Source organism: Hymenobacter coalescens (genome assembly GCF_054783195.1).
The window spans coordinates 246,007-266,238 of the sequence record NZ_BAAGRA010000017.1 but is presented as its reverse complement, the minus strand read 5'-3'; the positions used below and the strand labels follow the sequence as shown (position 1 = coordinate 266,238).

General features: G+C 62.7%; 16 protein-coding genes. 3 read left to right on the top strand and 13 right to left on the bottom strand.

The features are described 5' to 3' along the window. Positions 1-36 precede the first annotated feature (36 nt). The 3 genes from ACYVKQ_RS15700 to ACYVKQ_RS15690 form a co-directional block, all read right to left on the bottom strand. Positions 37-2,094 (bottom strand): OmpA family protein, encoded by a 2,058-nt coding sequence (locus tag ACYVKQ_RS15700; RefSeq protein ID WP_460676305.1) that lies wholly within the window; start codon positions 2,092-2,094, stop codon positions 37-39. 99 nt (positions 2,095-2,193) lie between these two features. Beyond that, positions 2,194-3,249, bottom strand: a complete 1,056-nt coding sequence (locus ACYVKQ_RS15695; protein ID WP_460676304.1) for a tetratricopeptide repeat protein — start codon at positions 3,247-3,249, stop codon at positions 2,194-2,196. Between the two features lie 65 nt (positions 3,250-3,314). Then, positions 3,315-3,623: a hypothetical protein gene (locus ACYVKQ_RS15690; protein WP_460676303.1), complete on the bottom strand. Its 309-nt coding sequence runs from the start codon at positions 3,621-3,623 to the stop codon at positions 3,315-3,317. A 160-nt stretch (positions 3,624-3,783) separates the two neighbouring features. Between ACYVKQ_RS15690 and ACYVKQ_RS15685 the strand changes: the two genes are divergently transcribed. Then, entirely contained in the window at positions 3,784-4,200 is a 417-nt protein-coding gene (locus tag ACYVKQ_RS15685) for a BrxA/BrxB family bacilliredoxin (protein WP_460676375.1), read from the top strand. Positions 4,201-4,375: 175 nt separating this feature from the next. Here the strand turns inward: ACYVKQ_RS15685 and ACYVKQ_RS15680 are convergent, their stop codons facing one another. From ACYVKQ_RS15680 to ACYVKQ_RS15665, 4 genes are all read right to left on the bottom strand, one after another. Further along, positions 4,376-4,900 (bottom strand): dihydrofolate reductase family protein, encoded by a 525-nt coding sequence (locus ACYVKQ_RS15680; protein ID WP_460676302.1) that lies wholly within the window; start codon positions 4,898-4,900, stop codon positions 4,376-4,378. A 100-nt stretch (positions 4,901-5,000) separates the two neighbouring features. Beyond that, on the bottom strand, positions 5,001-7,070 hold the full coding sequence (locus ACYVKQ_RS15675; RefSeq protein ID WP_460676301.1) for a M3 family metallopeptidase: 2,070 nt from the start codon (positions 7,068-7,070) through the stop codon (positions 5,001-5,003). A gap of 244 nt (positions 7,071-7,314) precedes the next feature. Beyond that, positions 7,315-9,507 carry a DNA helicase RecQ gene (recQ, locus tag ACYVKQ_RS15670; RefSeq protein WP_460676300.1) on the bottom strand — a complete coding sequence of 731 codons (2,193 nt, stop codon included), beginning with the start codon at positions 9,505-9,507 and terminating at the stop codon, positions 7,315-7,317. Positions 9,508-9,611: 104 nt separating this feature from the next. Continuing rightward, positions 9,612-9,803, bottom strand: coding sequence for a hypothetical protein (locus tag ACYVKQ_RS15665; RefSeq protein WP_460676299.1), 192 nt, complete (start codon positions 9,801-9,803; stop codon positions 9,612-9,614). 12 nt (positions 9,804-9,815) lie between these two features. Between ACYVKQ_RS15665 and ACYVKQ_RS15660 the strand changes: the two genes are divergently transcribed. Together ACYVKQ_RS15660 and ACYVKQ_RS15655 are read left to right on the top strand one after the other, a co-directional pair. Next, positions 9,816-10,607 (top strand): KpsF/GutQ family sugar-phosphate isomerase, encoded by a 792-nt coding sequence (locus tag ACYVKQ_RS15660; protein ID WP_460676298.1) that lies wholly within the window; start codon positions 9,816-9,818, stop codon positions 10,605-10,607. A gap of 85 nt (positions 10,608-10,692) precedes the next feature. Beyond that, a complete protein-coding gene (locus ACYVKQ_RS15655; RefSeq protein WP_460676297.1) occupies positions 10,693-11,778 on the top strand; it encodes a mannose-1-phosphate guanylyltransferase in 1,086 nt (361 codons plus the stop codon). Between the two features lie 70 nt (positions 11,779-11,848). Here ACYVKQ_RS15655 and ACYVKQ_RS15650 read toward each other — a convergent pair whose 3' ends face one another. The 6 genes from ACYVKQ_RS15650 to ACYVKQ_RS15625 form a co-directional block, all read right to left on the bottom strand. Further along, on the bottom strand, positions 11,849-12,112 hold the full coding sequence (locus tag ACYVKQ_RS15650; RefSeq protein WP_460676296.1) for a hypothetical protein: 264 nt from the start codon (positions 12,110-12,112) through the stop codon (positions 11,849-11,851). Between the two features lie 4 nt (positions 12,113-12,116). Then, positions 12,117-12,968, bottom strand: coding sequence for a 23S rRNA (guanosine(2251)-2'-O)-methyltransferase RlmB (rlmB, locus tag ACYVKQ_RS15645; protein WP_460676295.1), 852 nt, complete (start codon positions 12,966-12,968; stop codon positions 12,117-12,119). Beyond that, complete coding sequence (locus ACYVKQ_RS15640) at positions 12,923-14,134, bottom strand: GWxTD domain-containing protein (protein ID WP_460676294.1); 1,212 nt, start codon at positions 14,132-14,134, stop codon at positions 12,923-12,925. The genes rlmB and ACYVKQ_RS15640 overlap by 46 nt, the downstream gene beginning before the upstream one ends. Before the next feature lie 124 nt (positions 14,135-14,258). Then, positions 14,259-17,285 carry a glycosyltransferase family 117 protein gene (locus ACYVKQ_RS15635; protein WP_460676293.1) on the bottom strand — a complete coding sequence of 1,009 codons (3,027 nt, stop codon included), beginning with the start codon at positions 17,283-17,285 and terminating at the stop codon, positions 14,259-14,261. A gap of 354 nt (positions 17,286-17,639) precedes the next feature. Continuing rightward, on the bottom strand, positions 17,640-19,061 hold the full coding sequence (locus ACYVKQ_RS15630) for a Glu/Leu/Phe/Val family dehydrogenase (RefSeq protein ID WP_460676292.1): 1,422 nt from the start codon (positions 19,059-19,061) through the stop codon (positions 17,640-17,642). A 341-nt stretch (positions 19,062-19,402) separates the two neighbouring features. Continuing rightward, the gene (locus ACYVKQ_RS15625) at positions 19,403-20,032 is read right to left on the bottom strand and encodes a T9SS type A sorting domain-containing protein (protein ID WP_460676291.1); all 630 of its coding nucleotides are present in this window, start codon (positions 20,030-20,032) and stop codon (positions 19,403-19,405) included. Positions 20,033-20,232 lie beyond the last annotated feature (200 nt).

Here is a 20,232-nt window from a genome sequence, read left to right as displayed (position 1 = left end):
GGGCCGGGCCGGTGCATGAACGGGGTGCGGGTGCCGTTACTTACCGAGCACCTTAAACTCGGTGCGGCGGTTCAGCTGCCGGCCTTCTTTGGTGGTGTTGGGGGCCACGGGCTGGGTGTCGCCGTAGCCAGCCGAGGAGAGGCGGCCGGCGGATACGCCCTTGCCGGTGAGGTAATCCACCACGGCCTTGGCGCGGCGCTGCGAGAGGTCCTTGTTGTACTCGGCCTTGCCCACGTTGTCGGTGTGGCCCGAAATTTCGATGCGCAGCGCCGGGTACTCCACGTTCATGAGCTGCACGAGGCGCTCCAGTTCGGCGGTGCTTTCCTTGCGCAGCGTAGCCTTGTCGAAGTCAAAAAAGATGTTGTTGAGCACCACCTTCGCGCCCACGTCCAGCTTCTTGAGCGGAATGTCCTTTACCACTTCGGAATAAGCCGCGCCGGCCGGCAGGTCGAAGTTTTCGGAGTGAAACAGGTAACCTTCCTTGCGCACCACAATGCCGTAGTTCACGCCCGAGGGCAAGGACACGAGGTAGCGGCCCGAGCTGGCGTTGGAGCGGAACGAGGCAATAACCTGGTTGAGCGAGTTGTCGACCAGGTCGATGGTGGCTTCGATGGGCTCTTTGGAGTCGGCGTCGGTTACGGTGCCTTTCAGGATGGTCACTTGGGCCGTGGCAATGGGCACGGCGGGGGCCAGTAGCGTCTGGCGCACCGGCGCGGCGCGCGAGGCCAGCAGCGGCTCCTCCGAGGAAATGACCGGCGGCTTTTCGGGACCCAGGAAGGTAATCATGTAGATGTCGCGGGAACCCTGCGTATCGTCGCGGGAGGAGGCGAAGTAGCCGTGCCGGCCCGAGGCCGACAGCACGAAGAACACGTCGTCGTCGGGCGTGTTGATGGGCCAGCCCAGGTTTTCGGGCTTGGTCCACTGCCCGTTTTTCCACTCCGACTTAAAGATGTCGTAGCCGCCCATGGAGTTGTGGCCCTGGGACGAGAAGTAGATGGTTTTGCCGTCGGGGTGCACGAAGATGCCGTCCTCGTCGTAGGGCGTGTTGATGACGGAACCCAAGTTTTCGGCCTTGCCCTTTCCCTCGATGTCGAGGCGCCAGATGTCGTGGCCGCCGCGCGAAGTTTCCGGCGCGCCGTTGCTGATGAAGTACAGCATGCGGCCGTTGGGGGCGTAGGCCGCGGAGGATTCGTGCGACTGGCCCCCGTTGATGCGCCGGCCCAGCGAGCCGGGCTTGCTCCAGTTCGTACCCTTCAGATCGGCCTCGTGCAGGTCGCCGGCCCCGTCCTCCACGTAGGTGATGAGCTTCTGCCCGTCAGGGGAAAGAGCCACCACCGCGTCGTGGCCCTTGGTGTTGACGATGGCCCCAAGGTTCCGAGCTGCCTGCCATTGCCCGTCCGCGCCCTTCACCGATTGCCAGATGTCTTCGAAGTAGCCGCCCAGGTTGGTGTCTTTCTCGTCGCCGGTGCCGCCCTCGCGCCGCGAGGTGAACAGCATCACCGATTCATCGGCCGTGATAACCGGGCCGTACTCGGGGTAGGGCGTGTTGATGGCCGTGCCCACGTTGTCGATAAAGGCGCGCGTGGGCGTTTTCTGCAGGGCCAGCCCCGACTCGCACTCCTGAATCTTCTTGCGAATGTCGTTTTGCTGAGCGGTGGCGTTTTTGCTGCCCGGCGCGGGCATCGCGGCTTTGTATTCGGCAATGGCCTCCTGCCAGCGGGCGTTCAGGTGCAGCCCGCGGCCCAGCATGTAGCGGATGCGTGCGTCCACTTGCGGGTCGAGCTGGTAGGCCTTCTGCAGGTAAGGCAGTGCCTTTGATTTGTAGGTGGAGTTCAGGTAGCTGTGCCCGATGCGGAAGTTGAGCTCCGCGTTGTTGGGGTTCACCTGCTGGGCCGCCAGAAAGTGCGGCAGCGCCTGCTCGTAGCGCGCCGGATCCGACTCGTACCAGCTGTTGGCTTCCTTGAGCTCCTTCAGCGCATTCTTCAGGCTTTCCTTGTCGCCCTTGAACTCATCCTTGGTGAATTCAATGTTCTGCGCCTGAGCGCCCAGCGCCAGCAGCAGCGCGAAGGAAGAGGCGTATAGATATCTAAGCATGTTTGTCGAGAGAGGGGGCAGGCGCTGTTGGCCCGCCGAAGACACCGTGGGTTGCGCCGGAGGCGCAGAGAACGAACTCGTTAAAGCACCAGCCTATTGCTACTCACAGCCCGAGTTGGCGGCGTAGCTCGTACCCGCCTGAATGCCCAGCGCGGCGGCGCGGCGCCAGTCCTGGCAGGCTCCGGACACGTTGCGCAGCATCTCGCGCGCGTGGCCCCGGTTCAGGTAGGCCTCCGCGTACTCGGCATTGAGCTGAATGGCGGCCGAGGCGTCGGCTTCGGCCGCTTTGTAGTTCTTCAGCCGCTGATGCGCCGCCGCGCGGTTGTTCAGGGCCAGGGCGTAGTCGGGCTTGAGCTTGAGCGCCTGCGTCAGGTCGTCCACGGCGGCCTGGTAGTCGCCGGCTTCGTAGCGGGCACCGGCGCGGCCGAGGTAGCCCACCGGGTCGTCGGTGCGGCGGCGCAGGTAATCGGAATAGTCTTCCTGGGCGCCTTTGTAGTCCTTCAGCCGGCGCTTGGCGGCGGCGCGGTTCAGCAAGGCCACGTACAGGTCGGGGTTGAGGCGCAGGGCCTCGGTGTAGTCGCGCACGGCGGCTTCCGCCTGCCCCAGCTGCCGCTCGGTGCTGGCGCGGTCGTGCCAGGCGTACGCGTACTTCGGATCCACCTTGGTGGCCTGCGTGAAGTCCTGCAGGGCCGCCGGGTAGTCGCCTTTCTCGAAGCGCAGGGCGCCGCGGTCGTACCAGGCGGCGGCGTAGTCCGGCTTGATTTCGGTGACCTTGCCGTAGTCCTGCTCGGCTTCGGCGGCCTGGCCCTGGGCCTGCTTGGCCTGGGCGCGGCCGTACCAGGCCGTGAAGGTGTTCGGGTCGAGGCGGATGGCTTCGTTGTAGTCCTGCACGGCCGGCGCGTACTGCTTCAGCTCGTAGCGGGTGGCGGCGCGGTTGTAGTAAGCCTTGGCAAAATCGGGCTTGGCGGCCAGCGCCCTGTCGAAGTCCTGGATGGCTGCGTTGTAGCTCTTGTCGTTGAACTTCGCGACGCCGCTATTGTAATATTTTTCGGCGAGCTGCGCCGGGGGCAGGGTGGAGGCCCGCACGGTATCGGTTTGCGCCTGGGCCGCAAATCCCGTCAGAATCCCTCCAAATAAGAATACGTATTGTTTCATCGACGACTCGCAGGTTGGGGTATGCGCTGGGTTTTGTCGAAATATATTGCATTTTTCCGTAGCGGCTACTTTCGAGCGTCTTCTTTGTGCAGGACGGTTTGCACCAAGGCCTGCCATTCCTCCGCCTCGGAGCCGGCGAAGCGGCTGCGGCCGGCGCGGCGGTACCAGTAGCCCGCGTTGCCTAGTTCGCCTTCGCGGCGGTGCAGGTAGGCGTGCAGCCAGCAGGCGAGTGGGGAAGCTTCGTCCTGCTGGGCCAGTTCGTGCGCGCCATCCCTGTCGCCGCGGTGCTCCAGCCACAGGGCGCGCAGCAGGGGGGAAAGCTGCGCGGGCGGCGCAGCGGCGCTCAGGGTAGCGGTGAATTCAGCGGGCGTCATGCGAGAAGAGTTAATTTGGCCAAACCTAAACTTCTGCCCGGGGCCCGGTGGTTATACAGCGAACCGGCGCCAAGCGGAGTTTGCGTAATTTTGCAAGCTGCGGGCTGACCCGCCGATGCTCACGTTATTTACGTACCCCAAGCCCTTGTCAATCATGGCAATGTACCCCGAATACATGGTGGCCCCCATCCGCCAAGACCTCACCGAAGCCGGTTTCGAGCAGCTCATGTCGCCCGAAGAAGTCGAGTCGGCCCTCAACACGCAGGAAGGCACCGTGCTCGTAGCCGTCAACTCGGTGTGCGGCTGCGCCGCCGCCAAGGCCCGCCCGGCCCTGAAAATGGCCCTGTCGAGCTCCGACAAGAAGCCCGCCAAGCTGGTAACCGTTTTCGCCGGCATGGAAACCGAAGCCGTAGCCAAAGCCCGCGAGTTCATGCTGCCTTATCCGCCCTCGTCGCCGAGCATTGCGCTGTTCAAGGACGGCGAGCTGGTGCACATGATCGAGCGGTACCACATCGAAGGCAACGATTTGATGCGCATTGTGGACAACCTTCAGGGCGCGTTTGCCGAATACTGCTAACGTAAAAGTTTTTCATGCACCGAAAAGGCCCGCTGCTCTTGCAGCGGGCCTTTTTGCTGTTACGGCAAGATTGTTCTAACTGATTGGTAGAGCTTACGTTGTGCTTGCCAACAGAATGGCCGAAGGGGTTGGATACTCAGGCGTGCCGGCAGCCGGCGGGTTAGGGGAGCAGTCATCAGGACCGTAGCGCGTAGTCCAGCATGAGTACGCCGTCGGGGTAGCGCGTGACCTTTTCGAGCATTAATTTTTGCGGCGGCGGCGGCGTCAGCAGCTTAATGCCGTGGCCCAGAAACACGGGCATCACGGCGAGCATGAGCCGGTCGATCAGCCCGGCGGCGTTGAAAGAATCGATGAGCTGCCCGCCGCCCATCAGCCACGTGCGGCCCTCGGGCAGCTGCTGCACCAACTCCGTCACCGAACCGGGCCACAGCCGGATCCGCGGATCCACCGTGGTCGGCAGCTCGCGCCGGGTGCACACGTAGGTATCGAGGCCGGCGTACGGCCACTCGGGCAGGCCGAAGCCCAGTACCTGCTCGTAGGTTTTCGACCCGGTGACCACCGCCTGCAGCGAGCCGACAAATTCCCGGTAGCCGTAGTCCTGCCCGGACGCTTCGAAGGGCTTTAGAAATCTTACGCCCCCGTCTTCCTCGGCAATGTAGCCGTCGAGGGAGGCTGCGATGTACAGGACGATTTCACGCATAGCGGAAGATACTATCTGGCCCTGGTGAGTGGGCACGGCAGCCGTAAAAAAAGCCCACAGCGGCAGCTGCGGGCTTTTTCGTTCTGGTTAGCGGGCGGTATTACAGACCCAGCGACTTGAAGAAAGCCTCCTGGTTTGGCTCGCGGCCGAGGAAGCTTTTCACCAGGTTGTACTCGTCGTCGGTGCCGCCCTTGGCCAGCACCAGGTCGCGGTAGCGCAGGCCGGTTTTCTGGTCCATGATGCCGTTTTTCTCGAACACCGAGAACATGTCCTCGGCGTAGACCTTGGACCACATGTAGCCGTAATAGCCCGCGCCGTAGCCCGTCAAGTGGCCGAAGGCGGCCTGCATGTTGGTGCCTTCCAAGTAGGCGAAGGGCGTAATCTGGTTTTGCAGGCGCTTGAGCACGTCGGTGGTCGTCTCGGTGCCATTCGGGTCGAACTTGTCGTGCAAGGTCATGTCCAGGGTGCCGTACAGAATCTGCTGGGAGGCAGCAATGCCCGAGCCCACGTTGCGGGCGGCCCACATCTTGTCGTACAGCGCCTTGGGCAGCACCTCGCCGGTCTGGTAGTGCTTGGCGAAGGTCTTCAGCGCGTCGTAGTTCCAGGCCCAGTTTTCCAGGATCTGGGAGGGCGCCTCCACGAAATCACGCTTCACGCTGGTGCCCGACTGCCCGCTCAGCTCGGCCGTGGTCAGCAGGTTGTGCATCACGTGGCCAAACTCGTGGAAGAAGGTCACCACCTGCCCATGCGACATCAGCGCGGGCTTGCCGGGCGTGGGCGCGTTGAAGTTGCAAAGCAGCACGGCCGTCGGCAGCTGGTAGCCCTTGCTGGTCAGCTTGCCCTTGCTCACGCCGAAGCAGGCGGCGTGGGTGTACTTGTTGTCGCGTGGGTAGAGGTCGAGGTAAAAGCGGCCGATGAGCTTCCCGTCGCGCTGCACCTCAAACATGCGCGCGTCCTGGTGCCATACCGAGGGGTTTTTCACCTCCGTAAACTTCAGCGCAAACAACGCCTGGGTGGTTTGGAACAGCCCGTCGACCACGTGGTTCAGCTCGAAGTACTCCTTGGTCTTCTCCGCGTCGAGCTGGTACTTATTCTGCATCAGCAGGTTGTTGTAGAACGACGACTCCCAGGGCGCGATGCTCGTGACCGACGGGTCCTTTAGATAGGCGCGCTTTTCGGCGAGCAACTCGTCCAGGTCTTGCTGACTTTTCTGCTTCACACGCTCCACCAGCTTGTTCTCGAAGGCCCATACCGTTTCCGGGTTTTTGGCCATGCGGCTGCTGGTCTGGTAGGCCGCGTAGGTTTTGTAGCCGAGCAGCTGCGCCTTCTTCTGGCGCTCCTGCAGCAGCTGCTTGAGCACGTCCAGGTTAGCATCGGCCGCGCGGTTGTTGTACTTGGTGTACAGTTGCTTGCGCAGCGCGTCCGATTGCGCGTACTTCATAAAGGTGCCGTACGCCGGGCCGTCCAGGCCGATTTTGTACTGGTCGCCTTCTTTCGGGCGGCTCTTGATATAGTCCGCGGGCAGGCCCTTCAGATCGGCTTCGCTCACCAGCAAGTAGCCGCGGTCCTTGGCAATGTTGGCGCCGAAGGCCAGGCTCAGGTCGCCGATGCGGTTGTTGATCTGCTGCAGTTCCTTGCGCTTCTCGGGCGTGAGGGCAAAGCCGTTGCGCTCGTAGTCCTCTACCGTTTCGGTGAGGTACTTCTTGCGCGCCCCGGTCAGCGCCTGGGCGTCCTTGGTCTGCGAGTAAGCCTTCACGGCCTTGTACAGCTCCTCGTCGAGGGCCAGCTCGTTGCCGTACTTGCTGAGCACGGCCAAGCTGCGCTGCGCCTCGTTGCGCACGGCCGAGTCGGGGCTGGCGTTGAATAGGATGCTGATGGGCCCGGATACGCGGCCGAGGTTGTCCTCCAGGTTGTCGACGGCCAACAGGGTGTTGGCGAAGGTGCGCTTGCCGGCCGGCACCTGGTAAATGGTGGCCAGCGAGGTTTTGGTCTGGCTGATGACCAGATCGGTGGCCTGCTTGATGTCAGCCTTGGTGACCTTCTGGAAGGCAATGGGCTGGTTGAAAGCCAGGAACAGCGGGTTGGGAGCCGCCTGCGCATCCGCAACGCTTACCAGGGCCAGGGCAACGGCCGTGGTGCGTACGGAAGCCGCAATTACTTGTCGCAGCATAGAGGGAGTAAAATGAGTGAGGAAAGGCAAAGGTGCCAGCCGCGTCAAAAGGTTGCAGGCGCCACGACGGCAATGGGTGCGAAAGCCCGGCTTGGGTTCGGAATTCCGACCGTCATAGGGCTGCGGGAAAGCAACAGCCCCATGACAGTCGGAATTCCCGCTGCGCAGGACGTGGCCCAACAAAAAGCACCCGCAGCAGGCGCTACGGGTGCTTGAGGGAGGCAATCAGCCAAGGTTGGCGGGCTTAGTTGGCGACTTCGCTAAGGAACTTGATGCGCATCAGGCGCAGGTCTTCTTCCGTGTAGTCGTCGGTGCCAAGCTCCTTCAAGGCCACCGCGATGTTGTCGGTCTGGGCCGTCATGAAGTAGTCGTAAATCTCCTCCTGCCGGTCCACGTCGAGCACCGAGTCGATGTAGTAATCGAGGTTGAGCTTGGTACCGGCGTAGCAAATGTGTTCGATTTCTTCCATCAGCTCCCGCATGTCGATGCCCTTGGAGGAAGCAATTTCCTCCAGATCCATCTTCTTGTCGATCTGCTGAATGATGTAAATCTTGATTTTCGACTTGTTAACGGCCGACTTCACCACCACGTCGGCGGCGGTTTCGATGTCGTTTTCCTGGACGTACTTCTTGATCAGTTCCAGGAACGGGCCGCCGAACTTCTGCGCCTTGCCCTGGCCTACGCCCGACACGTGCGCCAGGTCCTCCATCTTCACGGGGAAGGTGGTGGCCATTTCCTTCAGCGACGGGTCCTGAAACAGCACGTAAGGCGGCAGGTTTTTCTGGTGGGCCAGCTTCTTGCGCAGGGCCTTCAGCATGTCGAACAGCGCCTGGTCGTGACCGGCGGCCTGCTGGACTTCCTCTTTTTGCTCTTCCTGTTGCACTTCCTCCTCGTAGTTATGGTCCTTCGAGAACTTGATGCTGAACGGCTCGGCCAGGAAGTCCTCGCCTTTGGGGCAGATGCGGATGACGCCGAAGTTTTCGATGTCCTTGCCCAGGAAGCCGGCAATCATGCACTGGCGAATCACCGAGTGCCAGAAGGCAATGTCCTGGTCCTTGCCGGCCCCGTACACCGGTAGCTGGTCGTGGCCGTAGCTTTCCACGTGCGGGTTGGTCATGCCCGTGAGCACGGCCGTCAGGTGCTCGATGCCGAAGCGCTGCTCCGTCTGCACCACCGCCTGCAGGGCCAGCTGCACGTACTGCTTGGCTTCGAACTTCTCCCGCGGGTGGCGGCAGTTGTCGCAGAAGCCGCAGTCCTTTTCGTAGACTTCGCCGAAGTAGTGCAGCAGCTGCTTGCGCCGGCACACCGCCGAGTCGGCGTAGTTGGCCATTTCCTGCAGCAGCAGCTTCGAGTTGTCGCGCTCCGTGACGGGCTTGTCCTTGTTGAACTTCTCCAGCTTCACGATGTCCTCGTAGCTGTAGAACATCAGGCAGTGCCCGTCGAGGCCGTCGCGGCCGGCGCGGCCGGTTTCCTGGTAGTAGCCCTCGATGCTTTTCGGCGTGTCGTAGTGAATCACGAAACGCACGTCCGGCTTGTCGATGCCCATGCCGAAGGCGATGGTGGCCACGATGACGTCGCAGTCCTCGTTGAGAAACGCGTCTTGGTTGTGCATGCGCGTCTGCGGGTCGAGGCCCGCGTGGTAGGGCAGGGCCCGCACGTCGTTGACGCGCAGCAGCTCGGCAATTTCCTCTACCTTCTTACGCGACAGGCAGTACACGATGCCCGCCTGCCCCTTCTGCTGCTTCACGAACTGAATCAGCGCCTTCTTGGTCTGGTGCTTGGGCCGGACTTCGTAGTAGAGGTTGGTGCGGTTGAACGACGACTTAAACACCGACGCGTCGTCCATCTGCAGGTTTTTCTGGATGTCGAGCTGCACCTTGGGCGTCGCGGTGGCCGTCAAGGCGATGATCGGCACGTTCACGCCGATGTCGTCGATGATGCCGCGGATGCGCCGGTACTCCGGCCGGAAGTCGTGGCCCCACTCCGAGATGCAGTGCGCCTCGTCAATGGCCACGAACGAGATGGTGGCCTTCTGCAAGAAGTCCAGGGTTTCCTCTTTGGTCAGCGACTCCGGCGCCACGTACAGCAGCTTCACGTCGCCGTTGATGACGTCGCGCTTCACCTTGTTGGCCTCGGTCTTGGTCAGCGTGGAGTTCATCACCTGCGCGTTCACGCCGAAAGCGTTGAGCTGATCCACCTGATTTTTCATCAGGGCGATGAGCGGCGAGATGACGATGGCCGTGCCCGGCAGCACCAGCGCCGGCAGCTGGTAGCACAGCGACTTACCCGCCCCCGTGGGCATAATCACGAAGGTATTGTGGCCATCCATCACGTTCTGGATGATGGCCTCCTGCGTGCCGCGGAACTGACCGTAGCCAAAAACTTCCTTTAACTTGGCCTTCAGGTCAGCCGCTACGGGCTTCGTCGCCTTTTTCACGGGCGCTGAAAGTTCTGCTGTATTTGCTGCTTCTGACATCGTACTTCCTCTTCTGAGCAAAGGGTAAACCAAGCGAAAACTACGTACGGGGTTTACTGCTCAATCTAGACAAATTTAGATTGAAACCGCTGACCGACGTCAATACCATCGGAAAAAATGTGCTTCTGCAAGAAGCTGAGGCCATTCGGGGTGTAGCCGAAGCTATAGGCCAAACCGAAGATTTCCAAGATTGCGTGCGGACCATTTTGGGACTGCATGGCCGCGTGGTCGTTACCGGCATCGGTAAAAGTGCGCATATCGCCGGCAAGATGGTGGCCACCTTCAATTCCACCGGCACCCCGGCCCTGTTTATGCACGCCGCCGACGCCATCCACGGCGACCTGGGCATGATTCAGCAGGGCGACTTTGTCATCTGCATCAGCAAGTCGGGCGACACGCCCGAAATCAAGGTGCTCGTGCCCTTGCTGCGCCGCAAACAGGTACCCATGGCCGCGCTCGTTTCCAACCGCGACTCCTACCTGGCCAAGCAAGCCGACTTTGTGCTGCACGCGCCCGTCGACCGCGAAGCCTGCCCCCACAACCTGGCGCCCACCACCAGCACCACCGCCGCCCTGGCCCTCGGCGACGCGCTGGCCGTGGCCCTGCTGGAGTCGCGTGGCTTCACGTCCCGCGACTTTGCCACCCTGCACCCGGGCGGCACGCTGGGCAAAAAGCTCTACCTGAAAGTGGGCGACCTGAGCCGGCAAAACCAGATGCCGCACGTGCTGGATAACGCCGGGCTGCGCGAAATCATTCTAGAAATTTCCGGCAAGCGCCTCGGCGCCACGGCCGTGCTCGACGCGGCGGGCCAGCTGCTGGGCATCATTACCGACGGCGACCTGCGCCGCATGCTCACCAATTTCGCCCCAGAGCGGCTGTACGAGGTGCGGGCCCGCGCCATCATGACGCCGAGCCCGGTGACCATCGAGGTGGAGGAATTCGCCGCGGAGGCCCTGGCCCGCATGCAGGCCCGCAACATTACCCAGCTGGTGGTGACCGAAGCCGGGCACTTTCAGGGCTTTATCCACCTGCACGATTTGCTGCGCGAAGGGCTGGTCTGAGGGATTTGTTACCTTTGCCGGGCCCAACGGCGGCGGCGCTATTCCCCCTTGGCCTGCCGCCAGGCTCTTCCATTTCTTCCTCTGAATGAATCAGAACACGTACCTCGTGGTCATGGCCGGTGGCATTGGCAGCCGCTTCTGGCCCTTTAGCCGGACCAACAACCCCAAGCAGTTTCACGACGTGCTGGGCGTCGGCAAATCCATGTTGCGGCTCACCGTCGACCGCTTTGCCGGCATCTGCCCGCCCGAAAACGTCTTCGTGGTGACCAACCGCGACTACACCGAGCTGGTGCAGCAGCACCTGCCCGAACTGCAGCCCGACCAGATTCTGGGGGAGCCCATCGGCCGCAATACCGCGCCCTGCATCGCCTACGCCAGCTACCGCATCGCCCAGCGCGACCCGCAGGCCACCATCATCGTGACGCCCGCCGACCACGCGGTGCTGCTGGAGGACGTGTTCCAGGATACGATTCGCCAGGCCGTGCAGGCCGCCCAGCAGCACGATGTGCTCATCACGCTCGGCATTCAGCCTTCGCGCCCCGATACCGGCTACGGCTACATCCAGTTCATGGACGAGCAGAAGCTGGCCGATACCAACCTGCGCAAAGTGAAGACCTTCACCGAGAAGCCCAACCTGGAGCTGGCGCAGATGTTCGTGGACAGCGGCGACTTCCTCTGGAACTCCGGCCTCTTCGTGTGGCGCGCCGACGTCATCGTGCGGGCGTTCCACCAGTACCTAAGCGACATTGCCGAGGTGTTTGACGAAGGCGCCGAGCGCCTGGGCACTGCCCAGGAGTCGGCTTTTATCGACGAAGCCTACTCGCGCAGCCGCAACATCAGCATCGACTACGGCATCATGGAGAAGGCCGACAACGTGTACGTGCTGCCCGCCGACTTCGGCTGGAGCGACCTGGGCACTTGGGATTCGCTGCACCGCATGGGCCGCCGCGACGAGCAGAACAACGTCATCGACGGCGACGCCATGCTCTACGACACGAAAGAGTGCGTGATTAAGACGCCATCGGAGCGTCTCGTGGTCGTGCAGGGCCTCGAAGGCTACATCGTGGCCGAGTACGACAACGTGCTGCTGATCTGCAAGCGTACCGAAGAGCAGCGCGTGAAGGAATTCGTGGCCGACGTGAAGTCGAAAAAAGGCGCGGGCTACAACTAAGCCGCTTTATCCAGTCCATGAAAAAGGCCCTCTCAGCATGCTGAGAGGGCCTTTTTAGTTTGTTGGAAAGTTAGGCGGCAGCTGGGGTGAGTCGAACCCGATACGTCGTGCCGAGCAGCAGGCCAACGCTCAGCAGCAAGGCTACCCGCACCTTCAGGGCGTGCAGGTGCGGGTCCAGCTCGGCGCGCCGCTGGCGAATTTCCGCCGACTCGTTGGGGGCCGGTTGCAGGCCATCGACCTCGTACTTGTAGCTCACGTGCAGGTTGACGTAGCCGAAGCCGTGCGCCCCCAAGGCTACCACAATCAACAGCAGCAGGCCGGGCCGCAAACGCATGTGCCTAGTTCTGAGCGTCGGCCGTCAGGCGCTGGCGCAGCACCTCGTAGAGCAAGATGCCGCTGGCTACCGACACGTTCAGCGAGCCGATCTGCCCAATCATCGGAATGCGCAGGCGGGCGTCGGAGAGGTCCAGCAGCTCGGGGCTGATACCATCTTCCTCGCTGCCCATCACCACCACCAGCGGACCGGTAAAGTCAATGGGAGCCTTTTCCAGCGTTTCATTGCCTTTCTCGGTGCAGGCCACCACTTGCAGGCCCGAGTCCTTAAGGCGGCGCAGGGTGGCGTGCAGGTTCGACTCGCGGCACACGGGCACGCGGGTCAGCGCGCCGGCCGAGGTCTTGAGCGCGTCGCCGTTCATCTGGGCCGCGCCGTGGGTCGGCACCACGATGGCGTCGACGCCGAGGCACTCGGCCGAGCGGGCAATGGCGCCGAAATTGCGCACGTCGGTAATGCGGTCCAGCACCAGAATCAGCGGGGTCTTGCCCTGCTCAAACAGCGTCGGCAGGATGTTGTCCAGCGGCGCGTAGTCGATGGGGGAGAGGAAGGCTACCGCGCCCTGATGGTTTTTGCGGGTGAGGTTGTCCAGCTTCTCGTTGGGCACCAGCGAAATGGGCGTGCCGGCCGCCCGGGCCAGCGTACTGATGTCGCTGACGATGGTGTTCTTAGCGCCTTTGAGCAGGTAAATCTTCTCCAGCGTCTTGCCCGCCTGCAAAGCCTCCATGATGGGGCGCAACCCGAAAATCATTTCGATGCTGCGGTCCGGGGCCGGGCGCGAGGGGTATTTCTTAAAGTCGGGGCGGCGCTCGTTCAGCGGCCGGCCCGCGGGGCGGGGGCGGTCTTGCCTGTTCTCCATTGCTGCACAGCGCGCATCCAGAGCCATTCGTACTCGGGCCGGCGCGCCAGTTCGTAGTAATCAGGAGCAAAGGTACTGGGTTTGGCGCGGAACATGTAAGTGCCGCTGCGTTCGGGCCCGCTGTACTCCCACCGCTCGGTGCTGGCGGAGCGCTCCACGCGGTCGGGCGGGCCCATCACCACGTACAGCAGGCCGCGGTCGGTCATCCAGCCGGGCTTGTGAGCGGTGAAGAAGCGGTTGGCCTCCACCACGCGGCCGTAGAAGTTGCGGATGAGCAGGCGGGCCACGCTCTGCTCGCTGCCGGCCACGCGCAGCCAGAACTCGTCCACGGCGCGCTTGGGCACCGGAGCCCGCTCCAGCTGCTCGCGCTCCACGGAGGTGGTCAGGTAGCGCAGCGGCTCGATCAGCTCCGGCGCGGTGGTGACTTCCGGGAAGTTACCGGCTTCCACCAGCAGCCCCAGCGGCGGCGCGTCGCCGAGCTGCAGGGTGTACAGGCCGGCCTCGGTGAAGCGGATGAGCTCGTCGGCCCGCAGCTCGCGTACGGTTTCGGCCTTGAGTGTGCGCGGAGCGGGGCGCAGGCCAGGGTCGGAATGCGGCGGTAGGGCGGGCGTGAAGTCGGCCGGGTAGCGGCGCAGCGTGAGGGTGGCGGCCGGGCTAATGGCCTCCACGCGGGCGGTTTCGCCCACCCGCAGGTAGCGCCGGAACAGGGGCCGCCCGGCCGAGTCGGTGAGGATGAACGGGCGGGCGCGCAGGGCTGCGGTCAGCGGCAGCCATGCCGTGGCTTCGGGGGCGCTGGCAATGGCCTGCTGCGTGCCCACGGCCAGTACCGTAGCGGCGGCCAGCGGGGCCACGGGCACGCAGAAGCTCACCGTCACGTCGTTGCCGCGGCTGGTTTGCCCGAACGGCCCGAGGTTGTCCTGCCAGCCCGGCTGCCGCGACTCGTAGCTGCCCCAGCTCACTACGCGCAGCGCCTCGTCGGCCCGCGGCACCGTCGCGGCCGGGAAGCGCACGTACAGGCGCAGGCTGTCCCCCTCGCGCCGGGCGTCGATCAGTGGGCACCCGGCCTGGTACTGCCCGGCAAAATCGAGGCGCCACGGACTGGGCAGGCGCTGGGCGTAGGCGGGCAGCGTCAGCAGGGCAAACAGAAAGGGCAGCAAACGACTCATCACAGGCATAACGTCGGGGCCGGCAAAATAGCTACACGGCGCGACGCATCGTAGGGCCACCAAAACAAACCGGCCCCGCAGCAATGCAGGGCCGGTTTGTTTTGGTGGCATGCGGGCGGATCGATTAGCCGCCCTGCGGGTAGTACTGCTGCAGCAGGTTCAGGGCCTTGGAGGCCCGGGCCCGGTCGCCAACCTGCTCAGCGGCACGGTACACGCTCTGCAAAGTGAGCAGGTTCAGCTGCACTTCCATGTCGAAGAGGCCGCCGTCGGGTGCCGCGTTGTAGTAGGCCAGGGCCTGCTGGGCGCGGTTGGTCATCACGTCCATGATTTCGTTGGCCTTCTGCGTTTCGCCCACCTGCACCAGCGGCACCACAAACTGCGGCACGTAGTAGTCGTACGGAATCGACTTGTCGGGCATCACCTTGAAGCAGTAGTCCATGACTTCCTTGGCCTTGGCTTTGTCGCCGGCGTCCACGTAGCTCTGGGCCAGGCGGTAGAACTTGTCGCGGTAGTTGGCCGGGAAGCGCAGGTTGTTCTCGTCATAGAAGATGTCGGCGCGGTCGAGGTTGCGGAAGGCGAAGCGCTTCATCATGATGTCGTACATCAGATCCTTGGACACGTAGCCTTCCTGCCCGCTGCGCGGGTCGTAGTTCGGGTCTTTCAGCGGGAGCACGCGGTAGGCCATGCCTTCCAGCTGGAAGTATGGCTGCAGGTTCATGAAGTCCTGCGAGTTCACCGTCGAGGAGAAGTAAATCGGGCGCTGCCAGTTGTTGGTGGCCAGCATGTCCAGAATCACCAGGTTTTTCTTCTCGATGGCGCCGCGGCCCATGTCCCACTCCATGCGGCCCACCAGCTGCCCGCGGCGGTCAGCCGTCATCAGGCCCGACTTGGCGAAGGCTACCGTGTCGATGGGCAGGTAGAATTTGCGGGTGGGGAAGGAGAGCAGCGGGCGGCCGCTCTGCGTCTGCACCTGCAGCAGCGGGGAGTTTTGCTTCACCAGCTGCATGTACTCGCGCAGGTTCAGGTCGCGCACCGAGGGGTTCTCCACGTAGGGCAGGTAGTCGTTGGTGCCCTGCTGGTAGGTGGCGTGGTCCATGGAGATGGGCAGCGGCTCCGATTTGTAGGCGCGGCGCTTCATCTGGTCGATGTACCAGTCGGTGTTGAGGTAGCTGAGCACGGCCACGCGCACGTCGGTGCGCACGCCTTCCACTTCCTGGGCGTACCAGAGCGGGAAGGTGTCGTTGTCGCCGTTGGTGAACAGAATGGCGTTGGGCTGCAGCGAGTTCAACAGGTTTTTGGCCGAGTCCACCGAGTTGTAGCGGTCGGAACGGTCGTGGTCGTCCCAGCCCTGGGCGGCCATCAGGCCGGGGGCCAGCAAGCTCAGCGCTACGGCGATGCTGCCGCGGGTACCGTCGGCTTTCACCACGGCGCGCAGCAGCTCGGCCAGGCCCAGCACGCCCAGGCCGATCCAGATGGCAAAGGCGTAGGTGGCACCAGCGAAGGTGTAGTCCCGCTCGCGCGGCTCAATGGGCGGCTGGTTCAGGTAGATAACAATGGCAATGCCGGTGAAGAGGAAAAGGAAGCCCACCATCAAGGCATTGGTGCCGTCGCGGCGCACGTGGAAGAAGAGGCCGATGAAGCCCAGCAGCAGCGGAATGGCGAAGAAGTTGTTGCGGGCTTTGCTTTCCGCAATGCGCTCGGGCAGGCCGTTGCCCGTTTCCGTGGGCCAGAGCACGCCGGCCTGCTGCACGTCGGAGTCGCGGCCGACGAAGTTCCAGAGGAAGTAGCGCCAGTACATGTGGCCCAACTGGTAGCGGAACAAGAAGCCCAGGTTTTCGCCCATGGTGGGGCGGGCGTAGGTCGTCTGGCCGGTTTCGGGGTCTTGCTGCTGGCGCACGTTTACGCCCCACTTCTGGTACTGCTGAATGTGGCCGGGGTCGGGCGAGTACAGGCGCGGGAGCAGCACCTTGTCCTGGTCGCGGTAGATGGTTTCGAGGCGGTACTCAGCAATTTCGTACTTGTCCTTGCCGCGCACGTAGCGGGGGGCGCCTTCCTTCTGCGTTTCGGGCTGGGCACTGAACTGCGGACCGTAGAGCAGGGGACGGTCGCCGTACTGCTCGCGCTTCAGGTAGCTCACGAATGAGAGCACGTCGTTGGGCGTATTCTCGTTGATGGTCGGCAGGAACGACGAGCGGATGGGAATGATCAGGTACGAGGAGTAGCCGATCAGGATGAACACCAGGCTCAGCAGGGCCGTGTTGAGCAAGCGGCTCTGGCGCTGCTTGGAGTAGCGGAAGCCAAACCAGAGCAGGCCGAAGAAGATAATCAGGAAGAAGATCAGGCCCGAGCTGAACGGTAGCCCAAAGGAGTTGACGAACAGCACTTCCAGCGAGCCGGCAATGGACGGCAGTCCCGGAATGATGCCAACCAGAATCAGTCCGACGATGATGCTGCTCACCACCAGCGTGATGAAGCCACCAGCCCAGGTCGGGGCGTTGGTGCGGCGGAAGTAGTAAATCAGGCCCAGGGCCGGAATGGCCAGCAGGTTCAGCAAGTGCACGCCGATGCTCAGGCCCATCACGTAGGCAATCAGAATCAGCCACTTATCGGAGTCGTACTCGTCGGCGCGGTTTTCCCACTTCAGCATCAGCCACACCACCGCGGCCGTGCACAAGGACGACATGGCGTATACCTCGGCCTCGACGGCGTTGAACCAGAAGGAGTCGGAAAAGGCCAGCGTCAGCGCCCCCACGACGCCGCTGCCCAGGATGAGGAGGGTCTGCCCCGTGGTGGGCTCCAGCGGCCGGTCGTCGTGCATGCCAGGACGGCCGAGCACGAGCTTTTTGGCCAGCATGGTGATGGTCCAGAATAGGAACAGCACCGTGAACGAGGAGCTAAGCGCCGACAGCGCATTGACCAGCACCGAAACCTTGGTTACGTCACCGAAGGAGAACAGCGAAAACAGCCGGCCCAGCAGCAAGAAAGTGGGTGCTCCGGGCGGGTGCGGCACGAGCAGCTTGTAGGAACAGGCAATAAACTCGCCGCAGTCCCAGAAACTGGCCGTGGGCTCCAGGGTGAGCAGGTAGGTAATGGTGGCTACGGCAAATACCAGCCAGCCCACCAGGTTATTCAAACGCGAGTAACGCTGCATAAGGGGATTTTCAGGAAGGCCAAAAGTAGGCATAAATGCGGCACGTCCCGAATAGCAACGCCAGGGGGGAGGTTTCAGCGCGGGCCACCGTTGAAAAAGCATCTGCACCCACCAACGGCCACGCTAAAGTCAGCCGCTGGTTGGGCGGTTTGGGGCCGCAAGAGCGACGGAAGAGCCGGTGCTTTACGGCAAGTGTTGCGGTCGGCTTTCACCCGTTGGGCCCGCCTGAAGAGGGGCCGCTTTTCGTCAGACTGCTTCCTTACAACCGGAATTTTTATCCTAGCATGCAGCAGCGCCATATCAGGGTCCGGCCCTGGAGGGCTAGGCGCATTGTCAGGGCTGCCGACGCCCGGCTTACGGAAATATGCCCAGCGACTGATAGCTGACGCCGACCTTTTCGATGGCGGCGTAGAAAGCGGCGGTGCGGAAATCCTTGATGCCGGGCACCTGCCGCATGACCTCGCGAATCTCGTGGTAGGCCCCGATCATGGTGTCTTCCAGGCCGGAGCGTACCAGGCTTATTTCGTCGGCGCCGCGTACAATCAGCTCCCGCTCCTGGGGGCTGATGCTCTTGCCGGTGGTTTGCTCGATGGTGGTGACCAGGCGCTGCAGCGAGGCTTCTTCCGCCCGCTTGCCCATGCGCCCGAAGCGGACGTTGGAAAGGTTTTTCAACCATTCGAAGTACGACACCGTTACGCCGCCGGCGTTCAGGTACAGATCGGGCAGCACCACCACGCCGCGCTCCAGCAAGATCAGCTCGGCCGCCTGCGTGACGGGACCGTTGGCGCCTTCGGCCACCACTTTGGCCTTAATGCGCGCCGCGTTGCCCTCGTGAATCTGGTTTTCCAGTGCCGCCGGCAGCAGCACGTCGCACTTGTACTCCAGTAGTTGAGCCGAATCATCCAGGCTTTCGGCGCCGGGGTAGTGCAGAATGGAACCGCTGCTGGTGCGGTGCTTGAACACAGCCGCTACATCGAGGCCATCGGCATGGTAGATGCCGCCTTCGCGCTCGGCAATACCGGTAATCAGAGCGCCCGCCTGTTGCAGGAAATGCGCGGCGTGGTAGCCTACGTTGCCCAGCCCCTGCACGATGATGCGCTTGCCGGCCAGCCCGGCGCTCAGGCCCAAGGGTTGGAGCAGCTCCGCGTCGGCAAATAGCTCGCGCAGTCCGAAGAACACGCCCAGGCCGGTGGCCTCGGTACGGCCCCGGATGCCGCCCTGGCCCACGGGCTTACCCGTCACGCAGCCCAGGGCGTTGGTGTCGCCGAACTTGAAGGCTAGGTACGTATCGGCAATCCAGGCCATTTCGCGGCTGCCCGTGCCGTAGTCCGGGGCCGGCACGTCCATGCCCGGCCCGATGAGGTTTTTCTTGATCAGTTCGCTGGCGTAGCGCCGCGTCACGCGCTCGAGCGTCTGCACCGAACTGGTGCGCGGGTTGATTTTCACGCCGCCCTTGGCCCCGCCGAAGGGCACATCCACCAAGGCGCACTTAAACGTCATGAGCGTCGCCAAAGCCTTTACTTCATCCTCATCGACGTGAATGCTGTAGCGAATGCCGCCCTTGCTGGGCAGCTTGTGGTGGCTGTGCTGCACCCGGATGCCTTCAAAAACCTGAATGTGTCCATCTACTTCCACTGGAAAGTTGACTTTGTAGATGCTGTTGCAGGCCTTGATCTGTGCCAGGATGCCCGGGTCCAGCTTGGAGTGACGGGCGGCCTGATCGTAGAACTGGAGCACACTGGCGTAAAAGTCTTTCCCCTGAATTGACTGGCTCATGACAGGTGGGTTAAGGTGCAACGGTTCAGAACCTAACGGCTAATCAAATGCCACCGTTGCCACGCGGGTTGCAACCCCTAACCGCAAGGGCTTTTGACCTGCAGACGGGGCATTAGCTAAGTGACGCTGAGCGTCAAAGTATTTCACGGTGCGCGGCCGCCCACTTGGCCGCCAGGCCAAGACAGGTAACGGGAACAACAGTGGTGCCCCGCTGCGCAACCGTTACCGATGTTGCGTGGCAGGGCACCTGCTTAAAATCCGTAAGTGGTATCTAAAATTGCTGGTTAGCGGGGGCAGCGTGACGAGCTGCCCCTCCCATGAGCACACTACCAGGCCCGGTTTTAGTTCTGAACGGTTACGCGTTTCGTGGTCAGAATTTTGTCATTGCTGACGAGGGAACAGAAGTACAACCCGGAGGGCAAGCCGGAAAGGTCAAGAGCTTGTCCGCTGGTGAAAGCTTCGGGACGCAACGTGAGGGTTTGTACCTCCCGCCCGATGATGTTCGTGACGCGCAGGCGGTAGGCTTGGCCGGCTTTGGTGTCGCCCAGTGCCACTGTCGCCCGGCCGCCGCGCACGGGGTTAGGGTACACGCTCAGCAGCGACGCCAGTTCTCCCCGGAGCTCCTGCGTGGCCGTCACCGGCGACACCGCAATGCGGCCCCACATGCCCCCGCCGGGCACGCCGTGGGCCGTGCAATGGTAGTCGTAGGTGCCGGCGGTGGCAAATGTCACGTCGCGCGTGGGTGAGCTGGCGCTCAGGGTAAAGGTGGGAAAAGCCGCGGGGCTGCTGTCCGACATGGTCGGGTGCACCCCGTCTACCCACTGGAAGCGTACCACGTCGCCGGGGCGGATATTAACGGTTTGCGGGGAGTAGTTGGTCCCGCCGATCTGTACGACCACCGTCGCTGCCCAGACCGGGGCCTGCAGCAACAGCAAGCCGACAGCAGTAAACAAACGAGTAAAAAGCTTCATGAAAAGTGGCGTTGAGAGTGAGTCGCGCTGTAAAAGCGTTGGGTAGGACAGCAAAGGCATCCGGTTTTTGAAAACCGCGCACCCAAGGTGCGTCGTCTCCTAAGACAAGCGTCATGCCGGGATTGTGCCACTCGGGCCGCATTCGATTGGAGAGCCGATTACGTTGGAGGTTTAATCGTTAGGGCGCGGGCATAGATGAG